Annotated in this window: 23 protein-coding genes and 2 pseudogenes; 12 read left to right on the top strand and 13 right to left on the bottom strand. The window is 70.3% G+C overall.

Annotation, left to right across the window (positions count from 1 at the left end):
* Positions 1-29: 29 nt before the first annotated feature.
* Positions 30-380 carry a hypothetical protein gene (locus ACFVKT_RS34435; RefSeq protein ID WP_385738917.1) on the top strand — a complete coding sequence of 117 codons (351 nt, stop codon included), beginning with the start codon at positions 30-32 and terminating at the stop codon, positions 378-380.
* On the opposite strand, the gene ACFVKT_RS34440 is transcribed toward ACFVKT_RS34435, so the two are convergent.
* Complete coding sequence (locus ACFVKT_RS34440; RefSeq protein WP_385738919.1) at positions 332-1,108, bottom strand: SDR family oxidoreductase; 777 nt, start codon at positions 1,106-1,108, stop codon at positions 332-334. The two genes, ACFVKT_RS34435 and ACFVKT_RS34440, sit on opposite strands and share 49 nt — an antisense overlap.
* Before the next feature lie 144 nt (positions 1,109-1,252).
* Between ACFVKT_RS34440 and ACFVKT_RS34445 the strand changes: the two genes are divergently transcribed.
* On the top strand, positions 1,253-1,816 hold the full coding sequence (locus ACFVKT_RS34445; protein WP_385738921.1) for a TetR family transcriptional regulator: 564 nt from the start codon (positions 1,253-1,255) through the stop codon (positions 1,814-1,816).
* A 226-nt stretch (positions 1,817-2,042) separates the two neighbouring features.
* Here ACFVKT_RS34445 and ACFVKT_RS34450 read toward each other — a convergent pair whose 3' ends face one another.
* Together ACFVKT_RS34450 and ACFVKT_RS34455 are read right to left on the bottom strand one after the other, a co-directional pair.
* Positions 2,043-2,576: a hypothetical protein gene (locus ACFVKT_RS34450; RefSeq protein WP_385738923.1), complete on the bottom strand. Its 534-nt coding sequence runs from the start codon at positions 2,574-2,576 to the stop codon at positions 2,043-2,045.
* Positions 2,577-2,641: 65 nt separating this feature from the next.
* Positions 2,642-2,836: pseudogene (locus tag ACFVKT_RS34455) on the bottom strand (SRPBCC family protein); the annotation flags it as partial.
* On the opposite strand from ACFVKT_RS34455, the gene ACFVKT_RS34460 reads away from it, so the two are divergent.
* Positions 2,823-3,173 (top strand): hypothetical protein, encoded by a 351-nt coding sequence (locus tag ACFVKT_RS34460; RefSeq protein WP_385738925.1) that lies wholly within the window; start codon positions 2,823-2,825, stop codon positions 3,171-3,173. The pseudogene ACFVKT_RS34455 and the gene ACFVKT_RS34460 overlap by 14 nt on opposite strands.
* Here ACFVKT_RS34460 and ACFVKT_RS34465 read toward each other — a convergent pair whose 3' ends face one another.
* Together ACFVKT_RS34465 and ACFVKT_RS34470 are read right to left on the bottom strand one after the other, a co-directional pair.
* Complete coding sequence (locus tag ACFVKT_RS34465; protein ID WP_385738927.1) at positions 3,174-3,290, bottom strand: DUF397 domain-containing protein; 117 nt, start codon at positions 3,288-3,290, stop codon at positions 3,174-3,176.
* Complete coding sequence (locus tag ACFVKT_RS34470; protein ID WP_385738929.1) at positions 3,253-4,200, bottom strand: Scr1 family TA system antitoxin-like transcriptional regulator; 948 nt, start codon at positions 4,198-4,200, stop codon at positions 3,253-3,255. The genes ACFVKT_RS34465 and ACFVKT_RS34470 overlap by 38 nt, the downstream gene beginning before the upstream one ends.
* Positions 4,201-4,311: 111 nt before the next feature.
* On the opposite strand from ACFVKT_RS34470, the gene ACFVKT_RS34475 reads away from it, so the two are divergent.
* Positions 4,312-4,956, top strand: coding sequence for a hypothetical protein (locus ACFVKT_RS34475; protein WP_385738931.1), 645 nt, complete (start codon positions 4,312-4,314; stop codon positions 4,954-4,956).
* 29 nt (positions 4,957-4,985) lie between these two features.
* Here ACFVKT_RS34475 and ACFVKT_RS34480 read toward each other — a convergent pair whose 3' ends face one another.
* On the bottom strand, positions 4,986-5,348 hold the full coding sequence (locus tag ACFVKT_RS34480) for an ArsR/SmtB family transcription factor (RefSeq protein WP_385738933.1): 363 nt from the start codon (positions 5,346-5,348) through the stop codon (positions 4,986-4,988).
* A gap of 128 nt (positions 5,349-5,476) precedes the next feature.
* Here ACFVKT_RS34480 and ACFVKT_RS34485 point away from each other — a divergent pair, with 128 nt between their 5' ends.
* The 3 genes and pseudogenes from ACFVKT_RS34485 (at position 5,477) to ACFVKT_RS34495 (ending at position 8,257) form a co-directional block, all read left to right on the top strand.
* Positions 5,477-6,466, top strand: coding sequence for a zinc-binding alcohol dehydrogenase family protein (locus ACFVKT_RS34485; RefSeq protein WP_385738934.1), 990 nt, complete (start codon positions 5,477-5,479; stop codon positions 6,464-6,466).
* Positions 6,467-6,572: 106 nt separating this feature from the next.
* A pseudogene (locus ACFVKT_RS34490) lies at positions 6,573-6,974 on the top strand (LysR substrate-binding domain-containing protein); the annotation flags it as partial.
* A gap of 149 nt (positions 6,975-7,123) precedes the next feature.
* On the top strand, positions 7,124-8,257 hold the full coding sequence (locus ACFVKT_RS34495) for an abortive phage infection protein (protein ID WP_385738936.1): 1,134 nt from the start codon (positions 7,124-7,126) through the stop codon (positions 8,255-8,257).
* 199 nt (positions 8,258-8,456) lie between these two features.
* On the opposite strand, the gene ACFVKT_RS34500 is transcribed toward ACFVKT_RS34495, so the two are convergent.
* Positions 8,457-9,653, bottom strand: a complete 1,197-nt coding sequence (locus ACFVKT_RS34500; protein WP_385738938.1) for a DUF6777 domain-containing protein — start codon at positions 9,651-9,653, stop codon at positions 8,457-8,459.
* Between the two features lie 395 nt (positions 9,654-10,048).
* Between ACFVKT_RS34500 and ACFVKT_RS34505 the strand changes: the two genes are divergently transcribed.
* Complete coding sequence (locus tag ACFVKT_RS34505; RefSeq protein ID WP_385738940.1) at positions 10,049-10,435, top strand: response regulator transcription factor; 387 nt, start codon at positions 10,049-10,051, stop codon at positions 10,433-10,435.
* Here the strand turns inward: ACFVKT_RS34505 and ACFVKT_RS34510 are convergent.
* Together ACFVKT_RS34510 and ACFVKT_RS34515 are read right to left on the bottom strand one after the other, a co-directional pair.
* Positions 10,410-11,117, bottom strand: coding sequence for a response regulator (locus tag ACFVKT_RS34510; RefSeq protein WP_385738942.1), 708 nt, complete (start codon positions 11,115-11,117; stop codon positions 10,410-10,412). The genes ACFVKT_RS34505 and ACFVKT_RS34510 overlap by 26 nt on opposite strands.
* Complete coding sequence (locus ACFVKT_RS34515) at positions 11,114-13,123, bottom strand: sensor histidine kinase (protein WP_385738944.1); 2,010 nt, start codon at positions 13,121-13,123, stop codon at positions 11,114-11,116. Before ACFVKT_RS34515 ends, ACFVKT_RS34510 begins: the two co-directional genes overlap by 4 nt.
* Positions 13,124-13,285: 162 nt before the next feature.
* Between ACFVKT_RS34515 and ACFVKT_RS34520 the strand changes: the two genes are divergently transcribed.
* From ACFVKT_RS34520 to ACFVKT_RS34535, 4 genes are all read left to right on the top strand, one after another.
* Positions 13,286-13,735 carry a nucleoside deaminase gene (locus ACFVKT_RS34520; RefSeq protein WP_385739187.1) on the top strand — a complete coding sequence of 150 codons (450 nt, stop codon included), beginning with the start codon at positions 13,286-13,288 and terminating at the stop codon, positions 13,733-13,735.
* Positions 13,728-14,732, top strand: a complete 1,005-nt coding sequence (locus ACFVKT_RS34525) for an isopenicillin N synthase family dioxygenase (RefSeq protein ID WP_385738946.1) — start codon at positions 13,728-13,730, stop codon at positions 14,730-14,732. Before ACFVKT_RS34520 ends, ACFVKT_RS34525 begins: the two co-directional genes overlap by 8 nt.
* A gap of 128 nt (positions 14,733-14,860) precedes the next feature.
* Complete coding sequence (locus ACFVKT_RS34530) at positions 14,861-16,969, top strand: hypothetical protein (protein WP_385738948.1); 2,109 nt, start codon at positions 14,861-14,863, stop codon at positions 16,967-16,969.
* Between the two features lie 66 nt (positions 16,970-17,035).
* Positions 17,036-18,580 (top strand): ABC transporter substrate-binding protein, encoded by a 1,545-nt coding sequence (locus tag ACFVKT_RS34535; protein ID WP_385738950.1) that lies wholly within the window; start codon positions 17,036-17,038, stop codon positions 18,578-18,580.
* A gap of 145 nt (positions 18,581-18,725) precedes the next feature.
* Here ACFVKT_RS34535 and ccsB read toward each other — a convergent pair whose 3' ends face one another.
* The 4 genes from ccsB to ACFVKT_RS34555 all read right to left on the bottom strand — a co-directional run bounded on the left by ccsB (position 18,726) and on the right by ACFVKT_RS34555 (position 23,209).
* Positions 18,726-19,820 (bottom strand): c-type cytochrome biogenesis protein CcsB, encoded by a 1,095-nt coding sequence (gene ccsB / locus ACFVKT_RS34540; protein ID WP_385738952.1) that lies wholly within the window; start codon positions 19,818-19,820, stop codon positions 18,726-18,728.
* Positions 19,817-21,757, bottom strand: coding sequence for a cytochrome c biogenesis protein ResB (locus ACFVKT_RS34545; protein WP_385738954.1), 1,941 nt, complete (start codon positions 21,755-21,757; stop codon positions 19,817-19,819). Before ACFVKT_RS34545 ends, ccsB begins: the two co-directional genes overlap by 4 nt.
* A gap of 3 nt (positions 21,758-21,760) precedes the next feature.
* Positions 21,761-22,522, bottom strand: coding sequence for a cytochrome c biogenesis CcdA family protein (locus tag ACFVKT_RS34550; RefSeq protein WP_385739190.1), 762 nt, complete (start codon positions 22,520-22,522; stop codon positions 21,761-21,763).
* A gap of 63 nt (positions 22,523-22,585) precedes the next feature.
* Positions 22,586-23,209: a TlpA family protein disulfide reductase gene (locus ACFVKT_RS34555; protein ID WP_385738955.1), complete on the bottom strand. Its 624-nt coding sequence runs from the start codon at positions 23,207-23,209 to the stop codon at positions 22,586-22,588.
* Positions 23,210-23,220 lie beyond the last annotated feature (11 nt).

A 23,220-nucleotide genomic window follows, 5' to 3' on the forward strand; every position in this document is an offset into this window, starting at 1 on the left:
ACTGCGACGGGGCTGCCAGAACTGCGACGGTGCTCTCAGATCCTGGCTCTGGCCTTCCGGGCACCACTTCTCAACTGGACGCCACCCGGGCGCCGCCCGACACTGCCGCCGCCAACTACGCCGAGTCCTCAGGGCTGGAGGCGCTCGGCCTCGACGCGTTCGGCATCGACCTGCCCCCGGGGATGGTGACGGTGGCCCGGCGCGACCAACCGCACCGATTCCCAGCCGAGCGCGTCGCCGGACTGCTGCGCGCGGCGCGGCTCGCCGAGATCGCCCGCCTGTCGGCGCCCAGGCGAGGTCCGGCCGGTCGCGAGGCAGGCCCGCCTCGCCGTCAGCCCTGTTCGGTGGGGCGTACGACGATCTCGTTGACGGCGGCGTGACGGGGACGGGTGACGACATAGGAGACGGCGTCGGCGATGTCGGCGGGCCGGAGGGTTTCCATCGAGGCGTACCAGGCTTCGTTGTCTTCGCGGACGCCGTCGCGGATGTGGCGAGTGAGCTCCGTGGCAACGGCGCCGGGCTCGACGGTGCTGACGCGGACGTGCTGGGCGGCGAGTTCTTGGCGCAGGGCCTCACTGAAGGCCGTGACGGCGAACTTGGTGGCGCTGTAGACAGCCGCTCCGCCGAACGCCTGCCGACCGGCGACGGAGCTGATGTTGACGAGGTCGGCGACTCGTCGTGGGCCGGCCGTGGCGGCGGTGACCAGGTGGGGAAGTGCCGCGTGGGTGAGGCGCAGCAGGGCGGAGACGTTCAGGTCGACGTTGTGCTGCCATTCCTCGACGGGGGCATCGAGGGCAGGCCCGACGAGCATGATGCCGGCGGCGTTGACGAGGGTGTCGAGTCGCCCCATGCGGCTGACGGCCTGGCGTACGAGGCCGGTCGCCTCGGCGCCGTCGGAGGTCAGGTCGGCGGGAAAGACGTGAGCACTCCCGCCGGCCTCGCCGATGGCGGCGGCCAGGATGTCGAGGCGGCCCTTTCGGCGGGCGACGAGTCCGACGGTGGCGCCTTCGGCGGCCAGGGTGCGGGCGGTGGCTTCGCCGATGCCGCTGCTGGCACCGGTGACCAGGGCCACCGTGCCGGTCAGGCGCCCCGTGCTCTGCATGCTCATTAGCTGCCCCTCGTGGTCTGTGGGTGAGGCGGGGGGAGTGGATGAGACACACCTCCCCCAACGAAACGAACTGGTTCGTTCTGTTTCAACGTAACCCCTTCTCGACCACCAGGCAAACGAACCAGTTCGTTTATGCTGTGCGCTATGGACAAGGGACAAGCCAGCAGGCGCAGGCTTCTCGACGCCGCCGCCGTGGAGTTCGCCGCCCATGGCATCGCCGGCTCGCGCGTCGACCGCATCTCCGTGGACGCCAGGACGAGCAAGGCGCAGATGTACGCCTACTACGGCAGCAAGGAAGCCCTCTTCGACGCCGTACTGGCCGACCAGGTCAACGCGATCCTCGACACCGTCCCGCTCACCGCCGACGACCTGCCCGGCTACGCCGTACGCCTCTACGACGCCTACCTCGCGCACCCACAGCTCGTACGTCTGGCGACCTGGGCCCGCCTGGAACGCACACCTGAGGGGCACCTCTTCACAGAGGCCGACGAGGCTCCCAAGGTCGAGGCCATCGTCGCCGCGCAGGACGCCGGCCGCGTCGACGGTTCCCTGCCCGCGGCCGACGTGCACTCCATGGTCATCTCCCTTGCCATGACCTGGTCCCCCAACAGCCTCAGTTACACCGCCACCACCGCGGACCCGGCCGCCGACCACGAACGTCGGCGCGCCAGCCTCGCCGAAGCCGTACGCCGCGCCTTCCGCCCCTGACGGTTCGGGGTCGGCACCCCGGCCGCGCCGGAGTGTTGGAGTGCCGGAGTGGCCCGGTATGGAAGGCCAGTTGATCGGTATCGCGGCGTCCGTCCCGTTCTTCTCGAACCCAGGAGAAGTACGTGGGGTGGGTGCCGGAGCAGTGGCCTGCGTTCGGGGACATCACCCGCCTCGTTGGCTTCGCAGTGAGCGCGGGACTGTACGCGGCGCTGCGGCGTCGGCCGGCCTAAGCGATCTCGGCAGCGATCTCGGCTTCGAGTGAGGCCAGGCCGGGGCCGAGCGGGTCCTCGGAGAGGCGGGTCGGCGCCGCGAGCGCGGCTTCGTAGGCGGGGCGGGCGAAGACGTAGGGACCCATGGGCAGTTCGCCCCACTGCTCGCGGTCGGGTTGCCGGAAGGGGAACCAGGTCACGATGTCCGGCGCACTGGTGATGACCGTCAGCAGGCACCAGCAGCCCCAGAGGCCGCAGAAGCAGCCCAGGACTGGGGTGGTTTCGGCGCCGAAGCCCACGAATTCCGCGGCGGGTGCCCCGAGGAAATGGCGTACGGGGTCACTGACCTCGGAGACGTACAGGCCATCGTGCTGGCGGAGCAGGAAGTGCGCCTGCTCCGCCTCGGTCTCGTCCTCAAGCTCTGGGCGCCAGAGTTCGCGGGTGGCATCGGCGGTGTGCACACGCAGGTCAGTGCCGTCGATGCGGATGCCCCACAGGAGGTGCGCCGGTTGTTCACTGGCGGGGTAGTTCAGAAACTCGACGCGCTGCATGGCCGTCATCCTGACGGGCGACGACCGACCAATGCGAGTCCTTTGATCTCGCGCGCGCGGGCCCGTCAGGCGGCTTCCGGCGTGAGTGCCCTTCGCAGTGCGGCCAGGCCGTCGCTGTAGATGCCGTGGAACAGGGCGATGGCCTCTTCGTCGCTCACGCCGTTCGGGGTGAAGGTGCCGGACCACTCGACGCGGGCCGCGTCCTGTCCGGGGACGGTGTGCACGGTGAGGGTGGAGAGGTAGACGGTGACGGGGAAGGGCCTGGAGGACGACACCCTGGCCGGAGCCCTCGCCTGGTACTCCACGGTTCACACACCGGTGGACGAACTACCGCTGTTCTTCGGTGAGTTCCACCGCGTCCTCGCCCCCGGCGGTCATCTCCTCCTCGCCTTCAAGGTGGGCGACGAGCACGTGCATCTGGCGCACGCGTACGGCCATGGCGTCGACCTCGACGTCCACCGCTTCCCACCCGAGCGGGTCGCCGAACTGCTGCGCGCGGCGGGGTTCGTAGAGGTGGCGCGGCTGGTGCGCGAGGCTGAGGCGCCGGAGAAGACGGCTCAGGCGTTCGTCCTGGCCCGGAAGCCGGAGGCAGGCTGACTACTGCCGTACGGCCGACACGAACGCCGCCCAGGCCCCGCGGTCGATGACCAGCACCGGGCCGTGCGGGTCCTTGCTGTCACGGACGGGGACGACGGCGGGGAAATCGGGGGCCACTTCGATGCAGTTGCCGCCGTTGTCGCCGCTGTAACTGCTCTTGATCCAGGTCGCCGCGGTCAGCTCGAGCCTGTCCATGATGCCCGTACCCCTCCATCACGTCGCTGATCAGAGCGGCGGATTCGCGGGCTGACGGAGCGTCCGCCCTGAGCACATCATAGGTCTGGCTGTGGCGCCCGTAGACGGCCGGATCGTCGTTGAAATAGCCCCGGTCCAGGGACTCCGAGTAGACCCACTCGTGCCCGTCGGGCAGCCTGATCAACGACATGGAGGCATTCGGACGGACGACATCGGGGAGGTCGGCCGGGGCGACCTGAATGTGGATGTTCGGGTGCCGACCGACCCGCAGCAGGTGCGCACACTGCTCACGCATGATGGCCGGGCTCCCCACCACGTTACGCAGACAGCTCTCGTCCAGCACAACGGCGAAGAACGGGCCGTCGGCGTCAAGGAAGCGCTGTTGCCGACTCAGTCGGGCCCGGACCCGCTCCTCGACCTCTTCGGAGTTCGTGAGACGACGACTGAACAACGCCCGCACGTAGTCCTCGGTCTGCAACAGCCCTGGGACAACGCGCTCTTGATACTCCCGCAGAGCCACCGCCACCGCATCCATCTCAGCCCGCCGCCGGAACCAGTCCGGATGCTCCACCTGCGGATACCAGTCGATCCGGCTCCACAGCCGCAGCAACACCCCACCGGTATCGAGCAGTTCGTCGCAGGTCTTCGCGAAGGTGTCCTGCGGTACCCGCGCGCCCGCCTCCACGCGGGCCACCTGAGAGCGGTCGCAGGGGATCCGGCGCGCGAGATCCTCCTGCGTCAGGACATGCGCCTCGCGGTAGTGCTTCAGCACCTCCCCGAACACGGCGGCAGTCGTAACGGCCGCTCCCCCGTCGGCATTACGTCGGCTCACCGCACCTCCTCCGTGACAGTGGGCCACTGTCACGCGTCCGCCATTGATACCGACCGTTCCCCTGAGCCACGCTCGATACACCCAGAGTGATGGCGAACGTACGGAGTGAGCATGGCGGAGCAGTGGGAGAAGGGGACGTTGGTCTACGACCCGCGGACGGACAAGGTCGGCGAGTACCGGGACGCGGCAGGCCCGTACGCGATGCTGCGCCCCGTCGGCGGCGGCCGGGAGTGGCAGGCCGACCCGGCGCTGATCCGCCCGGCCACGGCGGAGGAACGGCTCAGCACGGGAGTGCGGGCCGCCAACAACCGTTCCGGGCAGGCGGGTGGGGTGGCGGCGCTCCAGGGCGACGACGTGAGCCGCCCTCCCGAGCCCGTCTCCGGTTGCGCCACGTGCGAGGACCTGGCCGTACGGCGTGACGAAGCCCGCGCCCGGTGCGACGGAACCGAGGAGACCGACGCCAACGTGCTGCTGCGCCGGCATCTACGGACAGGCCACAACATGCCGGGCAGCAGCCGCCGTCGGATCTTCCGCTACGTGCCCTACTCGATCGTTCAGGACGCGACGGCGGAACCCGAGTACGAGGCACGGTGCGTCTCGGGCGACCAGGCCGACTGCGGCGCCGCGTCCGGCCCCTGCCAGGGCCCGGCGGAGGTCGAGGAGTGGCAGCGCAGACACACCCAGCAAACCCGGCACTCCAGGTACCGCCGCAACTTCGCGGACTACGCGGTCATGGAGCCGGCGGACGGCTGTTGAGCGCCCGGATCTCGCGCAGGACGAGCGGCCTACGTCTCGCGCAGCACGAGCGCGAGGAGTCCCGGGAAGCGGGTGTCGAACTCCTCGCGGCGGAGGCGGTTGACGCGCTTGGGGCCCTCGTCACGCTGCTCGACGAGGCCCGCGCCACGCAGGACCGTGAAGTGGTGGCTGAGGGCCGCCTTGCCGATGGGCACGTCGAAGCTGCCGCAACTGCGGGTCCAGACGGGGGATCCGGCCAGTTCCCGTACGAGCGTGATGCGTATCGGATCCGCGAGGGCGGCGAGGGCGGTCTGCACCGGGACCTCGTCGGGGTGGGTGTGCTCGGGGGCGGCTCGATGGCTGGTGGCCGCCCGCTGACCGGTAGTCGCAGGGTGACCGATGCGCTCCGCCATGTCCGCCTCCTCTTCTCGGCCCGCCGCCCATGCCACCTTGCCGAGTGTTCGATGAAAACCATACACTCCGGAGTGTTCGATTTTCGTTGAACAGTCGATTTCTGTCGAGTGCTTACGAGGGGTGTGCCATGCGTGCGGTCGAACTCAAGGGGTACGGCGGTCCCGAGGTGCTGGAGGTCGTCGAGGCGGAGGTACCGGAACCGGGTCCGGGCCAGGTGAGCATCGACGTCGCCTACGCCGGTGTGAACTTCGCGGACCTGAAGGCACGCTCGGACGGTTACCGGGTCCCAAGTCTCCCTTTCCGTCCGGGACTTGAGGTCTCGGGCCGGGTACGGGCGATCGGCGCCGGCGTCGAGGGACTGCGCCCCGGCCAGGAGGTCGCCGCTCTGACCGCGGGAGGCGCGTACGCCGAGGTGGCCGTGGCCGAAGCGTTGACCGTGTTCCCGCTCCCGGACGGCATCGATCTGCGCACGGGCGCCACACTCCCGACGGTGGTGCCGACGGCGTACGCACTGATCCACACCGTGGGACGGCTCCAGCCCGGTGAGACGGTCCTCGTGCAGGGGGCGGCCGGTGGAATCGGCACGGTGGTCGGGCAGTTGGCGAAGGCCGGCGGCGCCGGGGCCGTGTACGGGGTCGTGTCGGGCGCCGCCAAGGCGAAGTACGCCCTCGACCACGGCTACGACGAGGTCTTCGTCGGGACCTTCACGGAGGAGGTGCGCGGCGCGACGGACGGCCGCGGGGTCGACCTGGCCCTGGACCCGGTCGGCGGCGAGACCCTGCGCGGCAGTCTCGCCTCTCTGGCCCCCTTCGGACGCCTGGTCTCCTTCGGCAACGCGAGCTCGGCCGAGCCCTGGCGGGTGGGCCAGCCGGAGCTGTACCCCACCGGTCTCTCCGTCGCCGGGTTCTCCATCCTCAGCCTGGCCGCAACAGCGCCCGGCGAGCTGCGCGAGATCGCCGGGCGGGCGTTCCGGACGGTGGCCGAGGGGTCGGTGGTCCTGCCGGTGACCGCGGAGTTCGGCCTTGCGGAGGCCCGGGAGGCTCATCGGCTGATGGGAGCGCGGACCAGTACGGGGAAGCTGTTGTTGCGGGCGGGGACAGCCGCCGCCGAGGGCTGAGACCCATGGGCCCCCTTAGGACAGGTCCTAGTGGCCGATTAGGACAGGTCCCAGTGGCCGATCTTGTCCAACTCGGCGAGCTCCTCGTCGGAGAGCGAGAGTCCCGCACGCCCCGTTCAACTCCCTCGCCGGGTTCGACAGCGAAGCACTGATGACCGAGGGCCAGATCGCTGTCCTGCCCGCAGGGCACCCCCTCGCCGCGCGGAGGACGTTGTCGTCGGCCGACGTCAGCGACGTCCCCGGTCTTCCGCTCGCCCGTTGGCCCCACCACGGCACCTACCCACCCGGCCCGGGCCCCGAGATCCGGGATCAGACGCAGCTGGCGCAGCTGATCGCCCTCGGACGCACCGCCGCCGTCTTCCCCGACTCCGCCCGCTCCTGGCTCTGGGCCGAACACACCGCCGTCCCCCTGACCGACGCACCCCCCGTCGTCACCCACATCGCCTGGCCCGCGCACAGCCGCTCCCTCGCTCTCGCCGGGCTGATCCGCACAGCCACACGGCTATGACCAGCCCTCTCCTTCCATCACCGCGCCACACCGCCTGACCGCCGACTCCGACCTTCATCCCTTCGGCGTCCCTGCCTAGACCATCGGCGGACGGCGGGGACCGGGGTCGCTTCCCAGACTGGGTCGGGACGACGACTTGAGGAGGCGCGATGCAGGGGATCACCCGGGCACGTTTTCTGGGGATGGCCGCGGCGGTCGGGGGTGCGGCGGTGCTGCCGATGACCGCGGGGCCGGCCTCGGCGAGCGAGGGCGGTGGGGGTGCGCGCCGGCTGACGTACCGCGGTGTCGTCTACGAGGTCGCCGAGGGGGAGACGCCCGGGACCGCGTGGAGTGGCCGGCGGATGCGCGCCGACATGCGGGCGATCGACCGCGAGCTGCACGCCAACTCCGTGAAGGTCACCGGCGCCGGTGTCGAGCGGCTCACGGCGACGGCGGGCGAGGCGGCGGAGCGGGGGCTGAACGTCTGGCTGGAGCCCACGCTGGGCGACGTGCCGGAGAAGGAGATCCTCGAACATCTCGCGGAGACAGGGCGGTTCGCCGAGCGGCTGCGGCGGCAGGGCGCCGGGGTGCACCTCAGCGTCGGCTGCGAGTTCTGGCTCTTCGTGCCCGGAATCGTGCCCGGCGACAACGCCGTGGAGCGGATCGAGAACCTGCTGAAGGGCAACTTCGACCCGGTGCTGATGGCCCGCCGCCTGGCCCGCTTCACCGCGAAGGCGGCGGCTGTCGGCCGGTCCGTCTTCCGCGGCAAGCTGACCTACGCGGCCGCCCAGGACGACGACGTCGACTGGGACCTCTTCGACCTCGTCGGCATCGACTATTACTCCTACTTCCGCAGCCGCGCCGAGTACGTCCGCGACCTCAACCGGTTCCGGCGCTTCGGGAAGCCGGTCGCCATCATGGAGTTCGGCTGCTGCACCTTCGAAGGGGCGCCGGAGGCGGGCGGCATGGGCTGGGACGTCGTCGACTACACGAAGGAACCGCCCGAGATCAAGGGCGAACTCGGTCTCGTGCGCAGTGAGCGCACTCAGGCCGCGTACCTGACGGACGTGCAGTCGGTGTTCGAGTCGATGGGCCTGTACTCGGCGATGGCCTTCACCTTCGTCACCCCGGACGCCCCGCACCTCCCCCACGACCCGCTCCACGACCTCGACATGGCGAGCTACGGCATCGTGAAGCCGATCAAGGACCGGCCCGATGATCCGGCATCCGGCTGGCACTGGGAGCCGAAGGAGTCCTTCCGCGCGCTGGCCCGGCAGTACGGACGGGCTGCCGGGGGCTGCTGACCCTCGGGCCGCCGTACGGAGGCTCCCCGGCCGGAGCTCGAACCGGCACGGGCCGCGCGAGTACGCGTGTCACGAGCACGCGTGACGCGGGTACCGACGCCGTGAACCCCGCGTCGCGAAGACGCGGGGTCCGGACGGCTTGGTGGACGGCCGCCGCGACCGGGCCGTTCCCTCGTCGGCCCGGGAACGGCGGCCGGGTTCAGGTGCTTCCGGTCGCGCCGCCGAAGAACGCGCCGGAGTCGGACGTCCCGCCGTCGGCCCCGGGACCTCCGTCCTCCCCGGTCTGGCCCGACGCCCCCGACTCGCCCGGTTCTCCCGTCCCGTTGGGATCCCCCGTGCCGCCGACGAGTCCGGAGCCCCCCGTGGGTTCCCCCGTCTGGGACGGACTGGTCGTCGGGTCCGTGCCCGCCGCCAAGGTCAGTTGCACCACGACGTCGGTGGAAGCCTGCTCGCCGCCTGCCGGAAGCTGGCCGAGGACCGTTCCGGGTGTGGCTGCGTCGGAGGCCTCGTCGATGGTCTCGGCCTCGAAGCCCGCGCTCTCCAGGATCTGGACTGCCTCTTCCACGGGCTTGCCCGTGACGTCGGGGACCTCGACCGTCACCGCGGGCGAGGAGTCGTCGCCCGGCGCCGTCGGCAGAACCTTGTCACCGGTGCCGTCCGAGCCGGGCGACCGTTCGAGCCCGGCGTTCGGCTTCTCGATGTCGACGAGCTCGTAGACCTCGACCGGGTCGTCCTCCGGCGCGGGCTCGACCTTGGTCAGCTTCTTCGAGTCGTACGACGGCCATTTCTTGTTGTCGTCGTCGAACTTCACGTCGGTCTTGCCGATGTCATGGTCGAACGTGCTCAGCGGGTTGCCGCAACTGCACTGCACGGCAGGTTTCCCGAGTTGGTCGACCAGGATGGCGATCCCCGCTTCGAGCAGGGCCTCGAAGGCCACCGCCTTCCCCTTCTCGAAGTCGTGATTCTTGACGAGGGTGTCGCCGCGCAGTACCACCGGCGTCAGTTTCCTCACGAAGCCGGGGATCTCGTCGACCCCGTCGAGGCCCTGCACCCTCGCCCATTCCTTCGCCTTGCCGCTGTTCTCCGGTTTCAGGAGAAACTCGACGAGCTTGGCCTTGTTGCAGCGCCCGGTGTCGCGGGTCCCCCCGTACAAGCCGGCCTCGTTGCCCTTCCTCTCCCCGGTGGTGCGGGAGAGCGCCTCGCCGACGGCGATGTCCAGGCCCAGGCCGATGGCCCGCGCGAAGAAGGGTGCCGCGGCCGGTGCGCCGCGGGCGACGGCCCGTACGCCGACCTTGGCGACGTACCCGCAGGCCGTGGCCGTGGCCATCAGCCCCAGGGTGGTCAGTATCGCCGCGAGCGCGATGGCGCCGCGGCCGATCCCCCGTGTGCGTTTCATGATCGTGTGCTGGACTCCTTCCGGATGTGTGATTCCCGCCGGATGCCGGATGTGTGGTTCCCGCCGGATGCCGGTTTTGCGATTCCCGCGGGATGCGTGATTCCCCGCCGGATGCGTGGTTCCCGCGATGTGCGTGCCGACCGGCGCGTGCCGCTCGACGACGTGCCGCTCGACGACGTGCCGCTCAAGTCGTGCCGACCGGCATGTGCCGCTCGAACGTCGCTCGGCGCGAGCCGCTCGAAGGTCGCTCGGCGCGTGCCGGCCGGCGGGAGCGGTCACGCCAGTCTGGGGGCTCGCGCAGGCTTGGACATCAGCGTCGGCACGGGCTCTGACGCCGGGGAATCCCCGTGCCGGCACGGATGCCCGCGGTGCCGTGCCGCGGTGAGCATGGGCCCATGGCCCGCACGCTGCTGATCGTCGACGACGACCCCGGATTCCGGTCCGCCGCACGCGAGTTGCTGGAGGCGGACGGTGATTTCCACGCGACCGAGGCGGGTTCGGGAGCCGAGGCGCTCGCCGCCGTGGCCCGGGAGCGGCCCGATGCGGTGCTGCTGGACATCGGGCTACCGGGCCCGGACAACCTGGCGGACGGGTTCGCCGTCTGCCGGGCACTGCAGACCCTGGCTCCCGCCACGGCGGTCGTCCTGTGTTCGGCGCGCGAGGCGGAACAGTTCGGGGACCGGATCGCCCGGTCGCCGGCGCTGGCTTTCCTCGCGAAGGAGGAGCTTTCGGCCGCCGAGCTGACCCGGCTCCTCCTCAGCCGTCGGACTCCAGGTACATGAGCACCGCGCGCACCCTGCGGTCGTACGCCTCTCGCGCCTCCGGCGGCAGTCCGAGCTTGTCGAAGATGATGTTGACGTGGTCCTCCACCGTGCGTTTGCTGATGGTCAGTTTGGCGGCGACGGCCGGGTTGGCCAGCCCCTCCGCCATGAGTTTCAGCACCTTCAGCTGCTGCTCCGTCAGGCCGGCGAGACGCTCACGCTTGAGGGGGCTGCTGTAGAGGGCGCGATGTATCTCCCCGTCGATGGCGTAGTGCCCGGCCGCGACCTCGTGCACGACGTCGGTGACGAAGTCAGGCCCGGTCACCCGCCACTTCAGCTGGTAGCCGATCCCACCGGCGTCGGCCCCGGACCCGGCCTCCAGCAGTTGCCGCAGATGGATCAGCTCGACGTCTTTGGAGAGCAGCAGGATGCCCACTCGGGGATGGGCGCGCCGGATCTCCACCGCCGCCTCGAGCCCCTCCAGGCGCTGCGTGGGCGGCATCCTGATATCGATCACAGCGAGATCGGGCAGAGTTCTGGAGACCGCGGCCCGCAGCCCCCGCGCCTCTCCGGCACGCGCGACGATCTCGTGGCCCTCGCCCTCCAGAATGCTTGCCAGTCCCTGTAGGTACACCGGGTCGTCGTCGGCCAGCACGACGCGCAGCGCCCGCCCGGGCACCCGGGACATCCGGTCCTCGGTCATCCCTGCCCGCCGCCTCTGTCACTTCTCGCGCCTCTCTCACTTCTCGCGCCTCTGTCTCCCGTCCCGCTCGTCCCGCTCGTCCCGCCCGTCCTGTCTCTCCCGTACCTCGCCGGTTCGGTCGTGGGCAGCGTCACCGAGACGACAGTGCCCTCGCCGGGGCGGCTGCGTACGGTCAGTTCGCCGTCGTACGCGGACACCCGGTGACGTAGTCCGAGCAGACCCGTACCGCCGCCGGCCGGGTCCGCTCCGCCGACGCCGTCGTCGGTGACGCTCAGTCGCAGCACTCCGCCGTGGTCGGAGTCGTGGTCGTGGTCGTGGTCGTCGAGATCGGGGCCGCGATCGGGGTCTGGGTCGAGGTCGAGGTCGAGGCGGACCGTCTCGGCGTCCGCGTGCTTGAGCACGTTGCTGATCGCCTCTTTCACGACGTAGTACGCGGTGAGTTCGACCGGTTCGGGCAGCTGGGGCAGCTCGGCGGCGTGGATGTCGACCGTCAGGGGCAGGTCGGCGGCCAGTGACCGCAGCGCGGGCACCAGACCTGCCTCGCTGAGGACCACCGGGTGGATACCCCGGGCCGCCACGCGCAGCTCGGCGTGCCCCTTCTCCAGCGTGACGAGCGCGTCGTCCAGCAACCTGGCCAGTTCCGGATCAGGATCACGCGCGGAGTGGCGGTCCAGGCGCCGGCGCGCGAGCCTCAGTTGCAGGCCCAGGTTGATGAACTTCTGCTGCGCCCCGTCGTGCAACGCCCGCTCCACTTCCCTGCGTTGCTCGTCACCGGCCTCGATGACGCGCCGACGGGATGCGCGCAACTCGGCGACCAGGGCCTGGTTGTCGAGTTCCAGTGCCGCGGCGGAGACGACCGCCTCCAGCACGTACCGGTCCTCCCGCAGAGCGGGGTCGTGGACGAGTACGCCCACCCGTCGGCCGTCGCGCTCCAGATCGGTGATCTGCCGTCCCGGCGGTACGGACAGCGGTCTGCCTTCGGCGTCCAGGTAACCGGTGCCGCCCGGCGTGGGGAAACCCACTTGGAGCGGGCGGTCACCGAGCGTCCTGGCGAGTGCCTCCCGCAGATCCGCCCGCGAGCCGAGCGGCATCTTCCGGAGCAGTTCGGCAACGGCCGTACGACCCAGTCGTACCCGCCACACTCCGGCGAGGAAGGCCAGCGGCAGCAGCAGGACCGTCAGGTGTACGACGGTGAGGAGCGGGGTGTGCAACCACTCGCGCCGCGTACCGAGCGCCGCGTCGAGCCCGGAGGCCAGGCCGCCCACCAGGCCCACGCCGAGGAGCGGGGCGAGCACCCGGCGGGCCGGCGGTGTTGCGGACGCGTATCGCCAGACGAGTACGGCGGCCACCGCACCGCTCATCACGAACTGCACGGCGTCGAGGACCTGGTGCAGTTCCCCCATGGGACGCACGAGCAGCAGATTCGGCACCACACTCGCATGGAACAACACGCCCACCGGCATCAGGACGAAGGCCAGCGCGCAGCCCACGGCCACCAGCGTCCGGTCCACCACGGCCGCGGCGGTCCCGTGCTCGCGGCGGTCGACCGCGGGCGGTCTCGTCGCATCGTCACGACGGGAGCGGAGCCGGCCGTCGGGGAACACCAGGAGCAGCGGGATCAGGAACCCGCTGGACGCTGAGCGCAGGAACAGCCCCGCCGTATGGACCACCGGGTCCGTGGAGATCTGCAGATCCTCGGCGAACCAGCCGATGCCCACGAGCAGCATCAGCAGCCCGACCGCGTTGCGCGGCCGGCGCAGCCGCGCCAGCAGCCCGGCTCCGAGGTACAGGCCTCCGACCGTGCCGGAGAACAGTGTTGACGTCGAGTCGGCGTACCGGTCGGGCGCGGTGAGTACCAGCACGAACACGCCGAACGCCGCGCCGAACGCGGCCAGGACGACGGCAGTGCCCCGGGGGGACAGCCTCGGTAACTTGACGACCGGCAGCCGTGCCCGGTGGGCGGCGGCCGGCGCGGAGCGGAAAGCCTGCCGAGCGATACCCCGCATGACCGCCCCTCCCCCCTGACGGCTGGCCATGTGAATTCACGGTACGCGACCGTGTGACTCCTTTGCGCTGTCCCACGAAAATGTGGGAACGCGCCCGTCGCCCCGGTGTTTGCGCCACCGGACAGTGGAGGCATGCATCCACCCATGGACCCCGATCAGCCCATGGACCAGGCCCAGGCCCGCGCCTGGCTGACCACCGCCCTCGCCGAGGCCCGCGCCGGGCTCGCCGAGGGCGGTATCCCCATCGGGGCCGCGCTGTACGGCGCGGACGGCACCCTCCTCGGCCGCGGCCACAACCGCCGCGTCCAGGACGGCGACCCGTCGATGCACGCGGAGACGGCGGCCTTCCGCAATGCGGGACGGCAGCGCTCGTACCGCGGTACGACGATGGTGACCACCCTCTCCCCCTGCTGGTACTGCAGCGGTCTGGTCAGGCAGTTCGGCATCTCGCGGGTCGTGGTCGGCGAGGCCGCCACATTCCACGGTGGACACGACTGGCTCGCGGAACACGGCGTTGAGATCGTGGTCCTCGGCGACCCCGAGTGCACCGCCCTGATGCGCGACTTCATCAAGGACCACCCCGCCCTTTGGAACGAGGACATCGGTGACTGAAGCCCCCAAGCCAGAGGCCCACGCCGGCACCACCCCCACACCCCGCATCCCCACCATCGACCTGCGCCCCTGGCTCTCCGGCGACCGGGACGCCCGCGCCGACATCGCCCGCACCGTCGACCAGGCCCTCCAGACCGCCGGTTTCCTGCTCGTCACCGGACACGGCGTGGCGCCGTCGCTGCGCAGCGACATCCGTGAGGCGGCCCGCCGCTTCTTCGCCCTGCCCGCCGCGGCGAAGCAGCCGTACGCCGTCAAGGTCGGCGGCCGGGGCTGGCTCGGCCCGGGTGCCGAGGCGAACGGCTACTCGGAGGGTACGGAGACCCCGCCGGACCTCAAGGAGTCCCTGTCGTTCGCGACGCACGAGCCGTTCGAGGACCCGGAGACCAACGCGGAGTGGTACGCGCCGAACGTCTGGCCCACGGAGGCGCCGGAGCTGCAGAAGCTCTGCGAGGAGTACCTGACGCGGATGGGCGAGCTGGAGAACCATCTCCTCGCCCTCCTCAGCGAGGCTCTCGGCGTGGAGCCGGACTTCTTCACCAAGCACATGGACCACCCGACATACGGCTTCAACATCAACTGGTACCCGGGTACGGAGATCATCGGGGAGCCGCAGGAGAACCAGTTCCGCATCGGCCCGCACACCGACTTCGGGACGGTCACGATCCTCGACCGGCAGGCCGGCAAGGGCGGGCTGCAGGTCTTCACGGACGAGGGCGGCTGGGAGGACGCACCGTTCGACCCGGCAGCGTTCACCATCAACATCGGGGATCTGATGGCACGTTGGACGGGCGACAGGTGGCGCTCGGGCCGGCACCGGGTGCTGCCGCCGCCGGCGGACGCGCCCGCCGAGGAGCTGATGTCGCTGGTGTACTTCGGCGAGTGCACCCCGGGGACGCTCGTCGAGTCCGTGCCGGCGCCGGTGGGCCGGGTCGCGTACCCGCCCGTGGACTCTCATGTCTACCTGCGAGAGAAGCTCGACTCGATCACAGTCCACTGACAGACAGCAAACTTTCGTAACCCAACGGTCACCAGGCGCCCTATCCCGAACCAAGTCCCCCTTTTTACACTGGTGTTGATACACCTCACAGCAGCACATCGGACCGGACCGCCCCGGGGGGAGTTGCGGTGCACAGAGGGCTGCACGGCCGGGGGGCGCTGTTCGACAGCGATCCGCCCGGTCTCGCTCCACGGCTCATCGGCCTGCGTCCGTACCAGCACCGCTCGACGCCGTACGAACACCCGAAGGAACTGCCCTTCGTGGTGTTCGCGGGCGGTCGGGGACTGGGGAAGACCGCGCTGCTCGCCGAGTTGCGGAGGGCGTGCAAGGGGCATACGCCGGTCGCGCTGGTGGACGGCGAGGAGGCGCAGTTCGCCGGGCCGCCGCAGGAGCGTCCCGCCGAGTCCTGGTCGCCCCTCGCGCAGGCGCTCACCACGATCGCCGAGCAGCTCGCGGAGCCGGTGACGGGGGCCAAGCGGATCAGTTTCCCGCGGCTCGCGGCCGGGCTGCTGGCCGTCGCGGCGAGCGGCTGGAGCGACCGCGACCTGCCGCGCATCCGGCAGGAGGCGGAGCGGATCCTGCTCCTGAACGAGTCCGGTTCCTGGCTCTCCGGCTTCGCGAACCGCTGGGTGAACAAGGTCGTCGCCAAGCTGATCGCCTCCATGTCCGGTACGGGACCGGTACTTGAGCCGATCATCGAGGCGACCCTGGAGGCCTTCTCGGAGGGCGTCTCCCCCACCCACCACCGGCTGCGCAGGGCGGCGGCCTGGTACCGCGACTACCCCAACGCGGGCGGCAACCCGAAGCTGGGACTGATCCTCCTCTCCCGGCATTTCCGGGCGGGCGGCAACTCCCGTACGCACGCGGAGCGTTATCTCGTACGAGCCCTGCTGGCGGACCTCGACGACGCGTACACGGGGGCGTTGCAGCGCTCGCACCGGCTCGGCCGTCCCGTCGTCCTCGTCGACAACGTGCAGGCGCCCGCGGGCCGGGGCCTCATGGAGTCGGTGCTGCGGGACCGCGCCGACGGCATCGCGGACCAGGTCGTCTTCTTCACCTCGCTACGGGGATACGGCCATCCGGCGCTCCGCAACGCCGTCCGCCGCACCCTGCCCGACGTCGCCCGGCGCAGCGACTGGACGCCGGACACCTCGCCCTCCTCGCGCGCGCTGCTCGTGTCGCTGCCGCCGCTGACCCCGGACGACACCCTGCACATCGTGGGCGCCACCTGCCTCGACGTCCCGGTCCCACCCCAACTCCCGCACGCCACACACCGGTTGACCGGCGGAAACCCACTGGGCATCACCCTGCTCGCCGAGTCCGCCCACCAGAACCTCCCCGAGGCCGCCACCCTGGGCGCGCTGCTCACCACCGACGTGGCCCTGCTGGACGACCACGACGGACGCGCCGCCTACCAGGAGCTCCTGGACAGGCTGGTGCCCGGCGACAGCCTGGACGAGCTGACCGTCCTCGCCGCCGCCCACGATCCCGACTCGGCGCGCGCACTGGCGCGGGCCCAACTCCCGGACGACTTCGGCGCGTCGGGCGTACTGGGCCTGGAGGCGCGGCTCGCCGAGGAGGGCTGGCCGGTGGCGGCGGACCAGTTCGTCGGCGACCCGTTCCTGCGCGCCCTGCTGCTGTTGCGCCTGCACCACCGCGACCCCGGCCACGAGCAGTGGCGGGCCGCGCACCGCACCCTCATCGACCACTACGCCGACGTACCCGGAAGCGACGACAACCCGGGCCGCGCCCAGTACCGGCTGCACCACGAACTCGCCCTGGGCAAGGCGGACTTCGCGGTCGCCTACCTCCGCGACACCTTCCACCGCGCCGACACACGCGCCTGGCTGTCGGCGCTGGTCTTCATCGCCTCCGCGCCCTACTACCACGCACACGATCCGGACGGCCACGACTTCGACGGCCACGACCACCGGGCAGCCGTGGCGCTCGGCCGCACGGACGCCGCGCAGACCCCGCCGGACAGCGTGGACGCCGTACTGCATCTGCGCGTACGCCGACTCCTGCACGCCGTATGGCAGTTGACCGACCCGCTGGTACTGCCGGACCCGAAGGTGACCGAGCGGCTGCGGTTCGAGCTGGAGCAGCTGTCGAATCTGCGGCCCGCGGGCAACGCCCTGCTGTGGCGGGCCTCCAGGGACTGGCCGGCGGACGCGCTGACCGGCCGCCCCTTCCGTGTCCCGGGTGACGAGGACGACGAGGACGAGGCCAACTCATGACAGCGGGCGAAGCCGACGCATGACTGAGCGCGGAGCCAACTCATGACTCAGGACGGGGGCCGGTAAATGGCGCGCTTGTGGGTGTGGTTGCGCGAGGACGTCTGGGAGATCCGCTTCCGGCGGTACATCGCCCTGCTGCTGGCGGCCGTCCTCGTCGCCTTCGGCGTCTGGGGCGGTACGACGCTCGCGCAGGAGGACCGTTCGTGTGCCCCCGGCGTCGAGCGTCCCGAGGGCAGCGACGAGTGCGTGGGCGTCTCGGCGAGCTCGTACAACTGGGGCCGCTCCCAGTTCACCGAGGCCGTACGGGCGATCGACGCCGAGAACAAGAGCCTCAAGCCCGGCAGTTGGGTGACCGTCGCCCTGCTCGAACCCTTCACGGCGACAGACGCGGACAACCTCGGCGACGCCCTGCACGAACTCCAGGGCGCCTATCTGGCCCAGTACCGCGCCAACCACGACTCCAACGACCAGACCCCGAAGATCCGGCTCGTGCTTGCCAACCCCGGTGCCACCGGCGAGCAGTGGCAGCACACGGTCGACCAGCTGGCCGGGATGACCACCGGGCCCGACCGGCTGCGCGCGGTGACCGGTGTCGGCCTGAGCACCGAGAACAACAAGAAGGCCGTCAAGGAGCTCACCCGGCTCGGCATTCCGGTGATCGGCTCCTCGATCACGGCCGACGACCTCGCCAACGGGCAGGACGGCAAGGACCCTTACCCCGGGCTCGCCCGCGTCTCCCCGACCAACACCGACGAGGCCCGCGCCCTCGCCTCCTTCGCCGACGTCTCGCCCGGCAAGGCGCTCCTGGTCTACGACAAGCCGGGTGACCCGTACTCGCGCACGCTCCAGCAGTCCTTCGAGAGGCTCCTTGAGGGCTCGCCCTACCAGCCGCAGCCGTTCACCCCGCCCGCCGACCGCAGTCAGGAAGGCACCACCGCCAACACCTTCCGGCAGATCACCCACCTGGTCTGCGACACGGCGCCCGCCACCGACACCATCCTGTTCGCGGGCCGGCACACCCAACTGCGCCAATTCATCAACGCGTTGGGCGACCGCGGCTGCCAGGACCGCAGCTTCACCCTCCTCACCGGCGACGAAGGCTCCTACCTCACCGGCGACAAGGACCTCGACCACACCGCCCTCACGCACCGCATCTCCGTGCGCTACACGGCACTCGCCCACCCGGACGCCTGGATCGCGAAGGACGCCCCGAGAAGCGGGGGAAGCGCCGCCGACGCGAAGGTGCTCGACGAACTGCTCGCCGAGAGCGCGCGGAAGCCGGTCGGTCCCATCGGCGACGTCTCCCTCGATGACGGGCAGACGATCATCGCGTACGACGCCATGACCCTCGCCGTCCAGGGCATCCGCGAGGCCACCGCCGACGGACAGACGGTCCCGCCCATCACCGACGTCGCCAACCAGTGGACCCTGACGAAGGGCTCCCAGCGGGTGAGCGGCGCGAGCGGCTGGATCTGCCTGGACATCCACGGCAACCCGTACGACAAGGCCGTCCCGATCGTGGAACTCACCCCCGAAGGCAAGGCCCGCTTCGTGGAGATCGCCTGGCCGGAGGGTCACCCACCGGCCAAGGAGTGCTTGCCGCCTGCCTAGCCGCCGTGGACGGGGGCGCGGCGCCCTGCCCTGGCGGCCGAGCACGAGGTCCCGCCCGGCACTCCGTACGGCGAAGGCCGGTTCCCGTGACCCGTGTCACTGGAACCGGCCTTCGCCGCGAGGGACTTAGACGCCCGCGAGGGACTTACACGCCAGCGTACGAGTGCTTGCCGGTGACGAAGATGTTGACGCCGTAGTAGTTGAAGAGGAAGCAGGCGAAGGCGATCAGCGCGATGTACGCGGCCTTGCGGCCCTTCCAGCCGGCCGTGGCGCGGGCGTGCAGGTAGCAGGCGTAGGCGACCCAGGTGATGAACGCCCAGGTCTCCTTGGGGTCCCAGCCCCAGTAGCGGCCCCAGGCGTCGCCCGCCCAGATCGCGCCCGCGATGATCGTGAAGGTCCACAGCGGGAAGACGGCGGCGTTCACGCGGTAGGAGAACTTGTCGAGCGAGGCCGCTGCGGGCAGCCGCTCCATGACGGAGGTTGCGAAGAGCCCCGGCTTGCCGCCGGTGGCCAGCTTGTTCTCGTAGCTGTCCTTGAAGAGGTACAGCAGGGTGCCGACCGCGCCCACGTAGAAGACGGCGCCGCAGAAGATCGCGGTCGAGACGTGGATGTACAGCCAGTACGAGTGGAGCGCGGGAACCAATTGGTCACTGGCGGTGTACAAGACAGTGACGGCGAGACCGAGATCGAGGAGGACCGTGGTGACCAGCGGGAGGCCCAGCCAGCGGACGTTCTTCTTCAGCGCGAGCATCACCAGGTACACCGTGACGGCGACGGTGGAGAAGGTGATGTTGAACTCGTACATGTTGCCCCACGGCGCCCGCTGCACCGACAGAGCGCGGGCGACGACGCCGGCCGTCTCGACGGCCCAGGCGACCACGGTGAGAGACACCGCGATACGTCCGTAGAGGTCGCCCTGTGCGTCCCCGCCGTGCGCGCCGGGACCGTCGGGCACGTCACGGGCGCCGGCCGCGGACCGGGTGACGACCTGAGGTCGCTCCAGGACGGCGGTGCCGCCCGCGTTCTTCACCGTGACCGCGGGAGCCGCTGCCTTGTGCGGGGAGGTCAGCGCGGCGGCCGTGCGGCCGACCTTGCTGCGGCTGCCGAAGATCCACTCGGCGATGTAGGTGAAGAAGGCCAGCGTGTAGACGGCCATCGCGGAGTAGATCAGCGTGTTGCTGATGTTGGCGAGGTGTTCGTTGGTGGCCGTGGCCAGAGTGGTTGCGGTGGCGAGAGTCATTGCTTCTCGGCCTTTCCGGCGGCAGGTACGGGGGGTTCGGCGTCGGGATGGGGATCGGGATCGAGGTCGTCTGCGTCTGCGTCGGGCTTGGTGGGCGCCTGGTCGTGCACGAGCGCGGCCAGGTCTCCGAGTTCCTCGGGGAGCTTTGTGGACTCGCTTCGGCCCAGGCCCGCCATCTCGACGACGGTGACACCGTCGGCGCCCGTGACGGCCCGCACCCAGACGCGACGGCGCTGGATGAAGAGCGACCCGGCGAGACCGAAGATCGCGGTGAAGGCTCCGGCCAGCGCCCAGTCACTGCCGGGCTGCTGGGTGACCTGGAAGCCGGCCCACTCCTTGATGTCCTTCTCGAAGGTGATCGAGCCGGCGCCGTTCGGCAGCGTCATGGTCTCGCCGGGCGCCAGCCTCGACTTGAGGATCTCGCCCTTCGCGTCCTTGAACTGCTTCATCTGGGAGGTGTCCAGTTGGTACACGTTCTGCGGAAGGCCCGAGTCGACCCCCAGGCTGCCGTGGTAGCCGGTCAGCGCGAGCACGGGATCGTTGAGCGCGGGGAATTGGGAGAACATGTCGCCCTTGCCCGCGCCCGCGAAGGTCGGCACGAAGAACGCGGCGAAGCCGAGCTGCTCCTTCACGCCCTTCGCGTTCCGGTAGCCGTCCATGACCTTGATCGCGCCCTGCGAGGTGACGTTCGAGTCGAGCGGCAGCATCGGCACGGGCTCGGAGTAGACGACGTTGCCCTTGCCGTCCCGGACGGTGACGACGGGCGCGTAGCCGTGGCTGACGAGGTAGACCTTCGAGTCGCCGATCTCCAGCGGCTCGTTGACCTTGACCGTGGTCTTCTGCTCCTTGCCCTCGGCGCCCACGCTGTAGGTGATGTCCGCCTGGTAGGTGCGAGGGGTGCCCTTGTTGGGGCCGGTCTCCTCGTACGTGCCGGTGAACTTCCTCAGTTCGAAGCTGAACGGCGTGAGGTCGTCGGTGGAGAAGAGGTTGCCGGACTTGAAGTCGTCGTACGACAGGAGCGTGTTGGAGAAGCCGTCGCCCTCGACGATCAGTTTGTTGCCCTCGGACTTGAAGAGCTGGCCCCAGGCGAAGGCTACGAGCATCACGACGAGCGCGATGTGGAAGAGCAGGTTTCCGGTCTCGCGCAGGTAGCCCTTCTCGGCGGCGACGGCGTCCCCGGCGAGGTGCGCCCGGAAGCGCCGCTTCTTCAGCACCTTCAGGGCGGCCTCGCGGACCTGCTCCGGCTCGGCGTCGGTGCGCCAGGTGGCGTACGCGGGCAGCCGGTTCAGCCGCCTGGGCGCGCCCGGCGGACGGCCGCGCAGCTGCCCGACGAACTGCCAGGTGCGCGGCACGATGCAGCCGATGAGCGAGACGAAGAGAAGGATGTAGATCGCGGAGAACCACACCGAGCTGTAGACGTGGAACAGCCCGAGCTTGTCGTAGACGGACCCGAGCAGACTGTGCGCGTCCTTGAAGTCCTGCACCTTCACCGCGTCGGTGCCGGACTGCGGGATCAGCGAGCCGGGGATCGCCCCCAGCGACAGCATGAACAGCAGGAGCAGCGCGATCCGCATGGAGGTCAACTGCCGCCAGAACCAACGGGCCCAGCCGAAGATCTCGCGCCCGGTCCACGCCAGCCATCCGACGGCACCGGCCTTGCGTACGCCGCCGAAGGATCCGGGGACGACGGTGTCGATCGGGGCGGTGGAGAGCTGGGACCCGGCGGCACCGAGCTCCCCGTCGGCGCTCACACCGACGTGCCGGCTCGCGGGCACCGGCTCCGTCGCCTCACCGGTGTCGTCCGTCGTCCGGCCCGGGTCGTCCGTCGTCCGGCCCGTGTCGTCCGTCGTCCGGCCCGTGCCGTCCGTCGTCCGGCCCGTGCCGTCCGTCGTCTGACCCGCGCCGGTCGTCGTCTTGCCGGTGTCAGTGGTGCTCATGGATCAGATCCCTACCGTGAAGCCGTTCGACCAGACCTGCATCTGCTGAACGAGGCTGTCCCACGCGCCCGTCAGCAGAAGGAGGCCGGTCACGATCATCATGCCGCCGCCGATGCGCATCACCCACGCGTAGTGGGCCTTGACCCAGCCGAAGGCGCCGAGCGCCCTGCGGAAGGCGACCGCGGCGAGGACGAAGGGCACTCCGAGCCCGGCGCAGTACGCGACGGTCAGTATGGCCCCTCGGCCGGCGCTCGCCTGCTCCATCGACAGAGCCTGTACGGAGGAGAGCGTCGGGCCGATGCACGGGGTCCAGCCGATCCCGAAGAGCGCACCGAGGAGCGGGGCGCCCACCAGTCCGGTCACCGGCCGCTTGTGGAAACGGAACTCGCGCTGGGTGAGCCAGGGCATCATCCCCATGAAGAAGACACCCATGAGGACCATGAGGACGCCCAGCACCTTGGACAGCGTGTCCTGGTGCTCGTACAGCGTCGAGCCGAAGTAGCCGAACAGCGCCCCGCCCGACACGAACACGGCGGTGAAGCCGAGTACGAACAGGCTCGCGCCGACGACCATCCGCCCCCTTCTGGCCTCCGCCAGATCGGTGCCGCTGACCCCGGTGACGTACGACAGGTAGCCGGGCACCAGCGGCAGCACGCACGGCGAGAAGAAGGAGATCAGTCCGCCGAGCACGGCGATCGGCAGGGCGAGCAGCAGTGCTCCGTCGTAGACGGTCTCGTTCGTGCCGATGGGTGCGGCGAGGTCCATGGAAGCGGCGAGGTGCGCGGACGTCGCGAGATCCGTGGACGCGGCGAGAAGGGACACGTCAGGTCACTTCTCCGCGAGGACGGGGGCGAGCATCTCGCGCAGCTTGTCCTCGCTGAGGGCCTGCAGCGTGCGGGCGGCGATCTTCCCGTCCCGGTCGATGATGAGCGTGGAGGGGATCGCCTGCGGGTTCAGCGTGCCCTTCTTGAAGCGGAGCATCAGCTTGCCCGTGGGGTCGTACAGACTGGGGTACGTGATCCCCTGCTCCTCCTCGAAGGCCTTGGCCGGACCGGTGCTGGGGTCACGGGTGTTGATGCCGACGAACTGCACGCCCTGGGCCGCGGTGTCCTTGGCGACCTTGACGAAGTTCGGGGCCTCGGCGCGGCACGGCGGGCACCAGGAGCCCCACACGTTGAGGACGACGACCTTGCCCTTGTAGTCGGCGACGTCGAGCTGCTTGCCGTCGACGGTCTCGCCGGAGAGGTCGGGCGCGGCGCTCCGCTCGCCCTTGGCGACGGTGGAGATGCCGTCCTCGCCTGCGACGAAGTTGGTGTTGCCCGAGCCGCCCGAAGTACCCCCGGAACCGCACGCGGACAGCGCGAGAGCCGCGGCAGCGGCCCCCGCGGTCAGCAGGGCGGCACGACTGCGGGTGCGGTTCGAACGCTGGTCGGCGCGGCAGGCAGCACTCATGTGAAAAGTTT

It is taken from the genome of Streptomyces sp. NPDC127595 (assembly GCF_042671685.1).
Taxonomy (GTDB): domain Bacteria; phylum Actinomycetota; class Actinomycetes; order Streptomycetales; family Streptomycetaceae; genus Streptomyces.

Bases quoted from the DNA above. Each gene is read 5' to 3' on its own strand.
- ACFVKT_RS34535 (WP_385738950.1), top strand. From the start codon at position 17,036: ATGGCGCGCTTGTGGGTGTGGTTGCGCGAGGACGTCTGGGAGATCCGC.
- ACFVKT_RS34550 (WP_385739190.1), bottom strand. From the start codon at position 22,522: ATGGACCTCGCCGCACCCATCGGCACGAACGAGACCGTCTACGACGGA.
- ACFVKT_RS34475 (WP_385738931.1), top strand. From the start codon at position 4,312: ATGGCGGAGCAGTGGGAGAAGGGGACGTTGGTCTACGACCCGCGGACG.
- ACFVKT_RS34515 (WP_385738944.1), bottom strand. From the start codon at position 13,123: ATGCGGGGTATCGCTCGGCAGGCTTTCCGCTCCGCGCCGGCCGCCGCC.
- ACFVKT_RS34495 (WP_385738936.1), top strand. From the start codon at position 7,124: ATGCAGGGGATCACCCGGGCACGTTTTCTGGGGATGGCCGCGGCGGTC.
- ACFVKT_RS34555 (WP_385738955.1), bottom strand. From the start codon at position 23,209: ATGAGTGCTGCCTGCCGCGCCGACCAGCGTTCGAACCGCACCCGCAGT.
- ACFVKT_RS34480 (WP_385738933.1), bottom strand. From the start codon at position 5,348: ATGGCGGAGCGCATCGGTCACCCTGCGACTACCGGTCAGCGGGCGGCC.
- ACFVKT_RS34485 (WP_385738934.1), top strand. From the start codon at position 5,477: ATGCGTGCGGTCGAACTCAAGGGGTACGGCGGTCCCGAGGTGCTGGAG.
- ACFVKT_RS34440 (WP_385738919.1), bottom strand. From the start codon at position 1,108: ATGAGCATGCAGAGCACGGGGCGCCTGACCGGCACGGTGGCCCTGGTC.
- ACFVKT_RS34450 (WP_385738923.1), bottom strand. From the start codon at position 2,576: ATGCAGCGCGTCGAGTTTCTGAACTACCCCGCCAGTGAACAACCGGCG.
- ACFVKT_RS34520 (WP_385739187.1), top strand. From the start codon at position 13,286: ATGGACCAGGCCCAGGCCCGCGCCTGGCTGACCACCGCCCTCGCCGAG.
- ccsB (WP_385738952.1), bottom strand. From the start codon at position 19,820: ATGACTCTCGCCACCGCAACCACTCTGGCCACGGCCACCAACGAACAC.
- ACFVKT_RS34510 (WP_385738942.1), bottom strand. From the start codon at position 11,117: ATGACCGAGGACCGGATGTCCCGGGTGCCCGGGCGGGCGCTGCGCGTC.
- ACFVKT_RS34505 (WP_385738940.1), top strand. From the start codon at position 10,049: ATGGCCCGCACGCTGCTGATCGTCGACGACGACCCCGGATTCCGGTCC.
- ACFVKT_RS34545 (WP_385738954.1), bottom strand. From the start codon at position 21,757: ATGAGCACCACTGACACCGGCAAGACGACGACCGGCGCGGGTCAGACG.
- ACFVKT_RS34500 (WP_385738938.1), bottom strand. From the start codon at position 9,653: ATGAAACGCACACGGGGGATCGGCCGCGGCGCCATCGCGCTCGCGGCG.
- ACFVKT_RS34445 (WP_385738921.1), top strand. From the start codon at position 1,253: ATGGACAAGGGACAAGCCAGCAGGCGCAGGCTTCTCGACGCCGCCGCC.